The 12,007-nt window shown below is 63.8% G+C and carries 12 protein-coding genes; 1 reads left to right on the forward strand and 11 read right to left on the reverse strand.

Annotated features, from left to right (window positions below):
• Nucleotides 1-232: 232 nt before the first annotated feature.
• The gene (locus tag KP004_RS13440) at nt 233-973 is read left to right on the forward strand and encodes an energy transducer TonB (protein ID WP_216799036.1); all 741 of its coding nucleotides are present in this window, start codon (nt 233-235) and stop codon (nt 971-973) included.
• A 3-nt stretch (nt 974-976) separates the two neighbouring features.
• On the opposite strand, the gene KP004_RS13445 is transcribed toward KP004_RS13440, so the two are convergent.
• The 11 genes from KP004_RS13445 to KP004_RS13495 form a co-directional block, all read right to left on the reverse strand.
• Nucleotides 977-2,836, reverse strand: a complete 1,860-nt coding sequence (locus tag KP004_RS13445) for a tetratricopeptide repeat protein (protein WP_216799037.1) — start codon at nt 2,834-2,836, stop codon at nt 977-979.
• 62 nt (nt 2,837-2,898) lie between these two features.
• Nucleotides 2,899-4,785 (reverse strand): transglutaminase TgpA family protein, encoded by a 1,887-nt coding sequence (locus tag KP004_RS13450; RefSeq protein WP_216799038.1) that lies wholly within the window; start codon nt 4,783-4,785, stop codon nt 2,899-2,901.
• A complete protein-coding gene (locus tag KP004_RS13455; RefSeq protein WP_239026807.1) occupies nt 4,772-5,608 on the reverse strand; it encodes a DUF58 domain-containing protein in 837 nt (278 codons plus the stop codon). The genes KP004_RS13450 and KP004_RS13455 overlap by 14 nt, the downstream gene beginning before the upstream one ends.
• Before the next feature lie 26 nt (nt 5,609-5,634).
• The gene (locus tag KP004_RS13460; protein WP_216802568.1) at nt 5,635-6,552 is read right to left on the reverse strand and encodes an AAA family ATPase; all 918 of its coding nucleotides are present in this window, start codon (nt 6,550-6,552) and stop codon (nt 5,635-5,637) included.
• Between the two features lie 160 nt (nt 6,553-6,712).
• A complete protein-coding gene (locus KP004_RS13465; protein ID WP_216799039.1) occupies nt 6,713-7,465 on the reverse strand; it encodes a 7-carboxy-7-deazaguanine synthase QueE in 753 nt (250 codons plus the stop codon).
• The gene (gene queD, locus KP004_RS13470; protein WP_216799040.1) at nt 7,458-7,826 is read right to left on the reverse strand and encodes a 6-carboxytetrahydropterin synthase QueD; all 369 of its coding nucleotides are present in this window, start codon (nt 7,824-7,826) and stop codon (nt 7,458-7,460) included. Before queD ends, KP004_RS13465 begins: the two co-directional genes overlap by 8 nt.
• 133 nt (nt 7,827-7,959) lie before the next feature.
• Nucleotides 7,960-8,313: a hypothetical protein gene (locus tag KP004_RS13475; protein ID WP_216799041.1), complete on the reverse strand. Its 354-nt coding sequence runs from the start codon at nt 8,311-8,313 to the stop codon at nt 7,960-7,962.
• Between the two features lie 27 nt (nt 8,314-8,340).
• On the reverse strand, nt 8,341-8,949 hold the full coding sequence (locus KP004_RS13480) for an L-threonylcarbamoyladenylate synthase (RefSeq protein ID WP_216799042.1): 609 nt from the start codon (nt 8,947-8,949) through the stop codon (nt 8,341-8,343).
• Nucleotides 8,950-8,951: 2 nt separating this feature from the next.
• Nucleotides 8,952-10,055: an aminopeptidase gene (locus tag KP004_RS13485; protein ID WP_216799043.1), complete on the reverse strand. Its 1,104-nt coding sequence runs from the start codon at nt 10,053-10,055 to the stop codon at nt 8,952-8,954.
• Between the two features lie 238 nt (nt 10,056-10,293).
• Entirely contained in the window at nt 10,294-10,734 is a 441-nt protein-coding gene (gene dut, locus KP004_RS13490) for a dUTP diphosphatase (protein ID WP_216799044.1), read from the reverse strand.
• Entirely contained in the window at nt 10,734-11,990 is a 1,257-nt protein-coding gene (locus KP004_RS13495; RefSeq protein ID WP_216799045.1) for a M16 family metallopeptidase, read from the reverse strand. Before KP004_RS13495 ends, dut begins: the two co-directional genes overlap by 1 nt.
• Nucleotides 11,991-12,007: the final 17 nt, after the last annotated feature.

Genomic DNA, 12,007 nt, shown 5'->3' on the forward strand with positions numbered 1-12,007 from the left:
GCCATGAGCATCGGAGGTGGCACCCTCCCCCACCCCCTACCCCCCTCCCGCAAGGGGAGGGGAATCTCCCATGGTTGCGGATGAACGTAAAAAGGGACCCGTTAAGGTCCCTTGCTTTTTCCGTAAACGTCTTTCTTTGGTTGCCAGATCCGACGCGAATTTGTTATACATGACGGACACTAACCATGCCCGCCGCCCCGCTTTTCAGGCCCGGAGAAGGACCCAAGCCGTTATGCAAGACGCGATAGATCCACTTGATCCTCTCCAGGAAGAGAACTACCCGACCAGCCTCAACAAGCAGTTGATCACCGGCCTCGGGGTCTCACTGATCTTGCACCTGGTCTGCGCCGCGCTGATCCTGGGCATCCCCGGAGGAGGCGAACCCGCCCGCCCCGCCGTGACCTACGTCGACCTCAACACCATCCCAGCACCCGTTCCGGCCGCCCCCGCAGTGCAGCCCCAGCCGGAGCCGGAACCCGAACCGGAACAACCCCAGGAAGAGGCGGAACCGCTCCCGCCGACGCCTCCAGCGCAGCAGGCGCAGGCTGCGCAACCCGCGGCCCCCGTCCCCCAGCCCGCGCAGCCCCAGACTGCAGTCGAGGAGCGTTCCCACACCACCTTCGGAATGGGACTCACCAAGGGATACTTCAAGCCGCTGAGCGACGGCGAAACGCTGCGCCCGGAGATCAGGGAGTACTATATTCGGCTGCTGCAGGGGGTAAACGAGAAGTGGTGGCTGGAACAGAAGGATCAGAAGGTGGCGCCGATAGTGGTGAACATCACCATCACCCGTAACGGCGAGATCATCGGCAGCACCATCCTGCAAAGTTCGGGGAACATCGTCTACGACCGGGCCGTGCAGAAGACGCTGGAAGCGGCCGGTCCGCTGCCACCGGTACCCGCCAACTACATCGGGGACTTCTTCCAGGCGCCGGTCCGCCTGGTCCCGCCGCTCAACCTCTTATCCTGGTAAGGGTCAGCTCCCCTCTTCCAGCTCCAGGTCGATGATGTCCGGGATTTCCTCGCCCGAAAGGGTGGAAAGCCTGTTGGAAGCATCCTGGTAGGCGGGGTTGGCACGGATCACCTCCCGGTACATTTCAATTGCCTCATCTGCCGCGCCTCTTGCCTCCGCCAGCACCCCCAGCTCATAGTTGAGACAGGTACGCTCATCCTTGGAAATGACGTCCAGGTCCAGGCCGCGCCGCAACAGCTCCTCTGCCTTGGCCGGCTCCCCCTTGTCGCGGTAGCAGATCGCCTGCAGGGTCAGGCAGTCGAAACGGCGCTGCGGGTTGGCCGCGGCGATGTCGAACTCCTTGATGGCACCGGCGTACATCCCCATCTCCTTGTAGCCGATCCCCAAATCGTAATGCGACTCCAGCTCCTCGAGGTCGAGGTCGGCTTCCCCGGCTGCGGCGTTCGGAAAGATCTCCTCCCACCCGCGCTGCCTGACCGGCTCCGGGGGGGCGAGCGCTTCCGGCTCCTGCTCCTCGAGCGGCTCCTGCTCGGACACCAGCTCGAGCTCCGGCTCCGCGAACGGCTCGAGTTCCAGCTCTACTTCCTCGAGCTCGGCCAGCTCCTCCGCCTGCTCCGGCACCTCGGGCTCTTGCGGCAGCTCCTGCTCCCCTTCTTCCTCCCAGGAGAGCTCGCCGAAAGGAGCTTCCTGGTCCGGCAGGGTCAATTCCAGTTCCCCTCCCTGTTCCAGGTCGAGCTCAACCACCGGCACCTGCTCCGGCTCGGCCTCCTCCAGTTCCTGGTCAACCTCGTCGAAGTTCAGCTCCAGCGAAAAATCGAGCGGGAGCTCCACCTCGGCCGCAGGCGCGGCGGCGGGCTCGGGGGGCGCCTGGGGCTCCTCGGAAACCGCAAACGGTTCGGGAGCCGGTGCCGCCTGGAAACCATCGTCATCCAGGTCGAGATCGATCTCCTCTTCCCAGGCGATGGAACCCGCCGACTCGGCGTCTTCCTGCTCGGTGTCCCAGGGCGCAGGGGCCTCGTAGGAGGCCGGGGCCGTCGCCGCGGCTGCGGGTTCTGCGGGTTCTGCAAGTTCGGCCTGCGGTGTCGCCGGTGCCGCGAAGGGATCGGGGAGCTCAGCCGCGGGAGCGTCCCAGTCCGGAAGCGCGGGTTCCTCGATGGGAGCCTCCCAAGGGGCCGCCGCCACACCGGGCACCTCGTCACCTGCGTCGAAACCGTTCACGGAAAGCCCTTCATTTTCAAGGGAAACCGGGGGCTCGACGGCTTCCTGTTGCGGGAAGAGCTCCCGGGCGCGGGCTACGACCGAGGCGGCCTCGCCTGTGAGGCCGCGGCTGCGGAGTCCGGCCTCCAGAGCGGCAAAGGCCTCCCGGGACTGCTCCTGCGCGCCAGTCGCGTACAGCAGCTCCGCATATTTCAGCTTGGTGGCAGCATGGTCGGCGTCGACGCCCACCATCTTTTCCACCACCTTGAGGGCCTCCTTCAAGTCCCCTTCTCTCTCGTAGTGCGCCACCACCTGTCCGTATTCGGCCATCGCGTTGCCGATCAGTCCCTGCTGGTGATTCAGGTGGGCGATGGTGAGTGCGGTGGACAGATTGCCGGGGTTGAGACGCTGTATCTGCTTATAGGTGGCGATCGCCTTGAGGAAATAGCCGTTGTCGGCGTAGTGCTTGCCGATGTCCTCGTATTGCTGGCTCGCCTCATCCTTGCGGTTGTCGCGCACCAGGAGCTCGGCCAGACGCTGGCGCGAGCGGAGGTCGCCGGGCTCCATGGCCACCACCTGCTGGTACTCCTTGATAGCCTTGTCGATCTGCCCCTTCAGCACGAACCGCTGGGCACTCTCAAGAATTTTGTCTTTTTTGGAAGCCAAGTTAACGCCTCGTAACCGCTGAGAATACGGAATGCTAAAACTAAATCAAACCCGGTCCGGTGTCAAGGACGATCCTGGGATACTTCCCGAACGATTTGCTCGAGCTCTGCGGCCTCGACGCGGCTTAAGGGGCGATCGTGGTAGACGGCGGAGCCGTACACGGCGGCGAAGCGGGCCAGGTGCCGGTCGTGCAGCCGGGCGGAGAGTTCGAAGAGTCCCTCGTTCCCGCTGATCTCTCCGGGGTACCGCTTGGCCAGCTGGCGGAGCATGCGTCGCAGAAGACGCGCCTCGACAGTGGCCGGTCGCCGTCTGCGCCACAGGATCCAAAGCAGCAGCGGCACCACAGCGAGCAGGGCCAGCAGCCCCCCTCTCCCGAAGGAAGTGGGCAAGTGCAGGTTCCGTGCTTTGCTCCCGGCATTTCGCACCAAGGCCAACTGTTTGTCAAGGTCATAGGTGACCACGGCCTGGTCCCAATAAAAGCCGACCATGTCGAGGTACATGGAAATCCCCCTCGCCTGGCTGCCGCGCACCGTCCCCAGTGCCCACGCGCTCGGGTCCACCATCCGCCACCCCACCCCATCCAGGTACGCCTCCACCCAGACGTGCGCCATATCCTCGGTGACCAGGTAGTAACCGCCGATGTCGTTGTAGGTCCCGCCGCGGTACCCTCCGACCAGGCGCGAGGGAACCCCGGCCAGTCGCAGCAGCAACGCGTAACAGGAGGCGAAGTACTCGCAGTTGCCACGCTTCTTGTCGAAGAGGAAGGCACCCAGCGGGTCTTCACCGACCGGAAGGTCGGTGTTGGCGTAGCGCAGGCGCTGGTCGCGGAAGAAAGCCTCCAGTGCCGTCATCTTCTCTTCGGTACTCCGGCCGGTACGCGCCAGCTCGCGCCCCAGGGCCCGCATCCGTTCCGAGACCTGCTCCGGAAGCCGGAGGTAGAAGTCCCGTTCGATGTGCCTGGTCCGGAGCGTGTCGGCGAGTACCGACTCGGCACGGTACCTCACCTTTTTGTCCAGGGGGCGCCGGGACACGAAGGTGCCGTCGCTGGCCCCCTCGTTGCGCAGGTCCGAGACGGCGCGGGTGACGTTGAGGGCGGGGAGATAGGAGGTAGCCGAGCGCTCGGGATAAATCTCCTGGAGCACCGCGTCCCCCTTGGCTACCGATGGGGCATCGCCGGCTACCGGCTCGCGCACCCAGGCGTCCTTTTTGAACGCGTTCAGAACCACCGCACGCCAGTACAGTTTCTGTTCCGGGACCTTGGGGGTCACCGCCCTCAGCACCACCCCCTTCACTTCCGAGACGGCCGGAGCGCTCCCCGGCTGCACCGTGTCCGACAGTCCCGTCTTCTTCCCTGCCGGCCCGTTCAAGAAGTTCCACATCGGATACTGCGTCCTGGGCAGGACGAAGAAGAGCAACAGGAGCAGCGGCAGCGAAGCGACCGGCATCAGCGCTGCCACGGTCAGCACCATCTTCGCCTCCCGCCCCGGCAGGACGGTTGCCGGATCCTGGGCGTGGAAGGTCAACAGCACCAGGGCCACGGCCACCAGGATCAGCAGGGAGAAGATATACACCAGGAAAACGGCGGATATTTCGTAGAGTGATGAGGCGGCCAGACAGAAGAGGGAAAGGGCGAAGGCCTGCAGGTAGTTGCGCCCGATCCGCTCGCCCAGAAGCCTTACGCCGAGAAAGACGACCAGCAGGTCGGCCGTTACCGGCACCAGCCGGCTCAGGGAGAACTGCGAAGCGAGGAAGAAAAAGAGCAGTATCGAGGCCGGTGTCAGCACCCGTGGCGGCAAGGGCCGCCCGCGGAACTGCAGGTAGGCCGCAAGCAGGAGCGCCGCCGGGAAGAAGTAGCGCGCGAAGGGGTCGAGGTAGGCCTGCAGGGGCAGGTACCCGATCAGGGCGATGCAGGCGGTGAGCCCGCTCAGAAGCAGGTCAATTCTTACCATGGTTGCCAAGTTCCGTGAGGAGCCTCAGGCGATGGCTCCTGGTGCTGCCGGGGGGGATGACACGCTCCCCCAGCTTCAGGCCGACTGGGCGTCCCCCCTTGATGAGGCGGTTCACCAGGAAGGTACAGAAAGAGAGGCGCTGTTCCACGTCGCGCCCGGGGATCGAATCAAGCTCGAGCAGCAGCGGTTCGGCGGCCGTCGCGGTGAGCTCCTTCACCTTGAACACCTCATGCTTGGCGGACAGGCGCCAGTGGATCAGTTTCAGGGGCTCCCCGCCCCGGTAGTCCGAGATCTTGGCCAGCTCCCCGTCGTAACCCGCGGAGGCGGTGGCGGCCGCCTCCCCGGCATCGGGCTTTCCGCCCGGCGCCGGGACCTGCAGCGGGCGCGGCGCGGGAAAAACCGTGCAATCCTGGTGGATAGGCAGCGACGTGGCACGGATGAAGAAGTTGACGGGAAAGGGGGAACTGATCGAAGCCTCGGCCAGTTGCAGGGGGCCGCGCACGGGAAAGGAAAGCAGCAGCGCCCCCGACTGCGGGCGTTTTCTCTCCACGAGGAGAAAGGATGTCGTTTCTCCCAAAACGGCCACCCGGATCAGGAAGGACGGCAGGAACTTCTTCGCGTTATGGAGCGTGATGGAGAGGAAGGTGTCCGTGCCGGCATAGACCTCGTCCGGCAGGTGCACGTTCAGGGTGAGCCCCCGAATGTTCAGCCACCCCAGCACCCCGGTGGTCGCCATGAAAGCGAGCATGGCGGCGACGATGAGAAAAAGGAGGTTGTTGCCGGTGTTGACCGCGGACACCCCCAACAGCAGCGTGGAGGCCACGTAGAGCCCGCCCCCCGTGGTCAGCTTTATGTGAGAGGGAGGGGTATCTCTTTTAAGATCGCGTTTAATACGTGCTCCTTGTCCACTCCTTCGTGCTCGGGGCGGAAGATGAGGCGGTGCGGGCAAACGGCGTGGGCGACATCCCTGACGTCCTCGGGCGCCACGAAGTCGCGGCCATGCAGGTAGGCGGCCGCCTTGGCGGCGTCGACCATGCCGATGCCGCCGCGGGTGGAGAGGCCGGCCTGGATCAGTGGGTGGTTGCGGGTCGCCTTGATGATGGCGTAGACGTAGTCGGTCACCCTCTCGCCCACGTACACCTCGCTCTTCACGGTGGCGATCGCGGTGACCAGGTCATCCATCCGCACCAGCGCCGGGATGTGCATGATATCGTCCCGGATGCTCCCCTGCCTCAGGATACCCTTCTCGATCTCCTCGGGGGGGTAGCCGATGCCGGTGCGGATCAGGAAGCGGTCCATCTGCGACTCGGGCAGGGGATACGTCCCCACCTGCTCCACCGGGTTCTGCGTCGCCAGCACCAAAAAGGGCTCGGGGAGCTGATAGGTGACCCCCTCGACGGTGACGCGGCGCTCCTCCATCGCCTCCAGGAGCGCGCTCTGGGTCTTGGGCATGGCGCGGTTGATCTCGTCGATCAGGACGATGTTGTTGAAGATGGGGCCCCGGATGAAGTTGAAGCGCCCCTCGGTGCGGTCGAAGACGGAGAGACCGGTGATGTCGGAGGGGAGCAGGTCGCTGGTGCACTGGACCCGGCCGAAGGAGAGCCCCAGGGCGCTGGCGAAAGCGAGGGCCATGGTGGTCTTGCCCAGGCCCGGGATGTCCTCCAGGAGGATGTGACCGCCGGTCAGAAGGGCCATCAGGCTCAGGCGCAGGGCCCTCACCTTTCCCTTGAGGTGCTGGATGGAGAGCTCCTCCAGCACCGCGTTCATCTCGTCTACCTTGGCTAGCTTCTGCACGTGGAAAACCTCCTGGACGATGCCACAGCCACTCATTATAACGGGCACCCCGCCAAAATGAAAGGGCGCCCGGAACGGGCGCCCTTAGGCTCTGTCGTGTCTCCCCTCCCCCACTGGAGAGAGAGGACGCGGGCTAGAGCTGCCCCATGAACTTGTGGGTCTGCGGGATGACCCGCACCTCCCTGAGTGACGAGCAGAGTTCCTGGAGTTCCAGGGTCCGCAGGGCGTCGATGCCGATGCTCCCGTCGGCGCGGGTCACCGGCTGTAGGATGAGCGGGATGGCCGGATCCACCGAGGCGATCATGGCGCAGGCGCGCTGGATCTCCCAGTCCTCGGTCCCCTGGGCCACCACGATCTTGACGAAGACCTCCTTTATGGCCGCAAGCTCGAGGAAGGCGTGGTGCTGGTCCCACAGCTCAGGGCAGCCGGTCGAGGAGGGAAGCTTGATGTCCATCCCGATCGAGTCCAGATGCGGGATGAGCGGCGCCAGCGCCTCGGGGAGGGTCCCGTTGGTTTCCAGGTAAATAGGGAGGAGCTTTTTCAGCACCGGCAGCCACTCTTCGAGCAGGGTCCCGAAGAGAAGCGGTTCGCCGCCGGTGACGCTGATGGAGTGGTGGATCCCCGGCCAGGCGGCGGTCCAGCTTTCGATCAGGGTGGCCACACGCTCCAGTGGAACCGGGTTGGGCACCTTGAAAAAATCGCGCCGCCCCGGGGTGAGCTCCAGCAGGCAGTCATCGGGAACGGCGCTCATGCCGGGGGTGTCGCAGAAATTGCAGTTCAGGTTGCAGCCGGAGAAGCGCAGGAATACCTGGCGCAGGCCGACCAGCACCCCCTCCCCCTGGATGGAGGAGAAACATTCGACCAGGGGCGCCTGCAGTTTACTCATAATAGCTCGCTGCCGCGAAGTCGGACTCCCACACCGTGACCATGTCCACCTTGACCTTCTCCGAACCGAAGATCTTGGTCAGTTCGTGGTAAAGGTAGCGGGCGATGTTTTCGGACGAAGGTGAGACCTCGGCAAACGGCGCCAGTTCGTTGAGGTATTTGTGGTCCAGCGTCTTCAGGAGATCGTTGGTCTCCCGCTTGAGTATCTTGAAGTCGATGCCCAAGCCGGCCTTGTCAAGCTCGTTGGTGGTGATGGAAACTTCGACCTTCCAGTTGTGGCCGTGCAGGTTCTCGCAGTCGCCCTGGTAATTGATCAGATTGTGGGCCGCGGCAAACGCAGTGTGAATGGTGAGACGGAACATGCCACCCTCCCTTTTCATTATTTTTGGTCCGGCCAATATATCATGAAAACGGGGTTGAGGTTAAGGTTAAGGTTGAGGAGAACCGAAAAAAGCGGGTCGTTTTCTCAACCTCGACCTTAACCTCAACCTGCCTTTAAATGTTGATGCTCTCTCCCGGCGGGAGGGCCGGAGGGGGGGGCGTGGTGATCCAGGTGTACGTGAAGACGAAGAAGAGTACGACCAGGGAGAAGAGGAGCACCAGGCTGGGGAAAAGGCGCACCCGCGGCTGTCCCACCCCGCTTTGCAGCAGGCCCAGGGCGGCCATCAGCACACCGAAGCCTCCCAGCATGCCGGACAGGAAAAATCCCAGGAAGGTGAGGCGCGCCTCCCCTTCGATGCCGAGCATGAGCAGGGTGGAGAGCTCGCTATGGAAGAAGGTGGCGACGATCAAGGCGATGATGCCGGCGCAGATGGCTCTGATGCCGCGGCGCACCGTGGTTTTACGCATGGATGATAACCTCGGGTCGGGACGGCCCTATTCGCACCAGCTCACGTCCCCGACGCCCTTTCTGAGCACCTCGGGACGGTCGCCGATCAGGCTGACCACGGAGCTCACGTCCGCGGAAAGATCGCCTCCGTCCACCACCAGGTCCAGCTGTTTGCCGAGTTCGTGTTCGACGGCCCAGGGGTTGCCGATCGGGTCCTCGCCGGAGAGGTTGGCGCTGGTGGTGACGATGGGGGCACCGAGTTCCTTGACGATGGCGAGGCAGATCTCGTTGTCCGGGATACGGATGCCCACCGTTTTCTGCTTGGTCTGCAACAGGTCCGGCACCACGGTGGCCGCCTCCAAGACGAAGGTGTACGGCCCCGGGAGCAGGCGGCGCAGCTGTTTGAAGGCGTAGTTGGACACCCGCGCGTAGCGGGCGATCTCGCTCATGTCGGTGCAGATGAAGGAAAAGGGCTTCTTGCGGTCGCGCTGCTTGATCTGGTAGATCCGCTCGATCCCCTTCTTGCTGAAGATGGAGCAGCCGATGCCGTAGGTGGTGTCGGTGGGGTAGGCCACGACGCCGCCGTTTTTCAGGATCTCGACCACCTTGGCGATCAGGCGCGGTTGCGGATTGTCGGGGTTGATCTCAAGCAGCATGGCTAGTCACCGGGGTTGAGTCCCAGAAGCGGCTCGTGCACGAAGCGGCCGTCCTTCTGGATCAGGATGTCGTCGAACCACAACTCGCCGTCGCCAGCGAGGATCTTCACCATGTCCCAGTGCACGGCGGAGCGGTTGCCGTTGTCGCACTCGTCGTAGGCCTGGCCCGGGGTGAAGTGGATCGAGCCGAAGATCTTCTCGTCGAAGAGAATGTTGCGCATCGGCACCCGGATGTTGGGGTTCACGCCGATGGCGAACTCGCCCACGTAGCGCGCCCCCTCGTCGGTGTCGAGGATGCGGTTCAGCTCCGCGTCCATACCGGGCGAGGTCGCCTTCACGATGCGCCCCTTCTCGAACTCGAGGCGGATGTTGTTGAATTCCTTACCCTGGTACACCGTCGGGCAGTTGTAGGTGATGTACCCCTCCACCGAGTCGCGTACCGGCGCGGTGAAGACCTCGCCGTCCGGGATGTTCAGGCGCCCGTCGCACTTGATGCCGGGGAGCCCCTTGATGCTGAAGGAGAGGTCCGTGTCCGAGGCCTTGATGCGGACCCGGTCGGCGGCGTCGACGCAGGCTTTCAGCGCGTCCTGCTTCTTCGACTCCTCCTCCCAGTCCATGCAGCAGGCGGCGAAGAGGTAATCCTCGTACTCATCCAGGCTCATGCGCGCTTCCTGTGCGGCGCCGTGGGTCGGGTAGCGGGTCACCACCCAGCGGGTCCCCTTGACGCGCTGGTCGATGATGGGGCGCACGACCTTGGACCAGGCGATCATGCTCTTCTGGTTGGCCTTGGCCATCACCATGGAGTTGTCCGCAGCGGAGAGGCCGAAGTAGACGTCCACCTGCTTCATGAAATCGAGCTTGTGCTGCGGGAAATAGGCGAGCTGATCGGCGCTGGCGAGGTTGTAGAAGTAGCGGCCGATGTCAGGGATGCTGAACTCGTACTCGACGTACTTGGCACCCTTCTCCAGGCACAGGGCGTAGAGTTCCTTCACCAGCGGCGCCCCTTCCAGGCCGGCGCAGGAGATGAGCACCACGTCGCCCGGCTGCACGCGGGCCGAGTAGTTGACCAGGACTTCGGCGAATTGTCTGACGCGAGGATCTTTCATATGCGTGCCCCCTTCTGGAGTTTTCAGTGTGGGTACCGCCGCTTCAGCTGCCATGACGTCCCCGCCCCCGCCTGCGGACCATAGCCCTACGGTGGGCGAAGGCCCGGAGGGGGAGGGACAGGGAGGGGGCTTCTGATCTTGGGGTTTAGGAGCATCCCCCCTCCCGACCTCCCCCCTCCGGGGGAGGAGCGTGGACCGGGTGTCATTCTTAATCTCAATCTTTGTCTTAATCTCGCCTTTACCTGCCTGTATGCCCGAACCCGCCCGCGCCGCGCTCGGTCTCGCCCAGCTCGTCCACCTCGATGAACTCGGCGCGTTCGCAGCGGGCGAAGACCATCTGGGCGATGCGCTCGCCGTCTTTGATGGCGAAAGGCTCGTTGCCGTGGTTGATCACGATGACGCCGATCTCGCCGCGGTAGTCGGCGTCGATGGTGCCCGGAGAGTTGACCAGCGCGATGCCGTGCCGAAGCGCGAGCCCGCTCCTGGGCCGCACCTGCGCCTCGAAGCCGGGGGGAATCTCGACGGAAAGCCCGGTGGGGACCAGGGCCCGCTCGCCTGGATGCAGCACGAAATCCTCCTCGAGCGCGGCATGCAGGTCGACACCCGCCGCCTGCTCGGTCATGTAGCAGGGAAGAGGTGTTGACCGCAGGCGCTTTATCCGTATCGGGGTCGTTTTCATCAGACGTTGATGTCGGAGTTCGTAAAGGCGGGCGTGCCGATCCGGCCCAGCATGACCAGGGTCAGCGCGTCGTTGTCCAGGATCTCGTTGGCGAGTTGCTGGATGCTCTCGGAGGTGACGTGGTCGAACCCGTCCATGATCTCGGAAAGCGGCAGCGGGGTGCCGAAGTAGATCTCGTTTTTGGCCAGGCGGGACATCCTGTTGTCGCTGGATTCCAGCGACAGGAGCAGGTTCCCCTTCAGTTGCTCGCGGGCCGCCTCGAGCTGGTCGGCGGGGACGGGCTCGCGCTTGAAGCGCCCGATCTCGCGCAGCATGATCTCGAGGAGTTCCTTGGCGTTTTCCGGGCTGGCGCCTGCGTAGACTACCAGGGAACCGGCATCGGCATGGGAGGCGATGTAGGAGTAGACGGAGTAGGCAAGGCCGCTCTTCTCACGCACTTCCTGGAACAGACGCGAGCTCATGGAGCCGCCCAGGATGGCGTTCATGATGAAGGCGTCGTAGCGCTGCGGGTGGCTCTGCTGCACCCCCTTGAGCCCCAGGCAGACGTGGATCTGTTCCAGGTCCTTCTCGACCAGCTCGATGCGGCGCTCGTACACCGGCGGCACCGACACGGACCTGCCGTGGCCGGGGGCCACGCCCTGCAGGTACTCCTCCAAAAGGGCGGTGAGCTTTTCGTGGGTTACGTTGCCTGCGGCGGTGACGATGATGTCGTCGGCGCGGTACATCTGATCCTTGTAGGCGATGATGGCATCGCGGGAGAGACCGGTGACGCTCTCGGCGTCGCCCAGGATGGACATCCCCAGCGGGTGCCCCTTCCAGAAGTGCTGGTGGAACAGGTCGTGGATCAGGTCGTCCGGGGTGTCCTCCATCATGTTGATCTCCTGGAGCACCACGCGGCGTTCCTTTTCGATCTCTTCGCTGTCGAAGGTGGAATGGAGGAAGATGTCGGTCAGAAGGTCGACCGCACGGGGGAGGAACTTGTCCAGCACCTTGGCGTAGTAGCAGACGTACTCGCGGCTGGTGAAGGCGTTCAGGACGCCGCCAACGGAGTCGATTTCGCGGGCGATATCCAATGAAGAACGACGTGCGGTGCCTTTAAAGAGGAGGTGTTCGATGAAATGGGCGACGCCGTTCGACTCCCGCCTTTCGTGGCGGGAGCCGTTGGCGACCCAAATTCCGATGGAAACCGAGCTGGCATACGGAATCCGCTCGGTGATGACGCGGATTCCGTTATTTAGGGTGGTCTTTTTAATCATGGCTAGAACTATACCGG

The organism is Geomonas oryzisoli, from assembly GCF_018986915.1.
Classification (GTDB): Bacteria; Desulfobacterota; Desulfuromonadia; order Geobacterales; family Geobacteraceae; genus Geomonas; species Geomonas oryzisoli.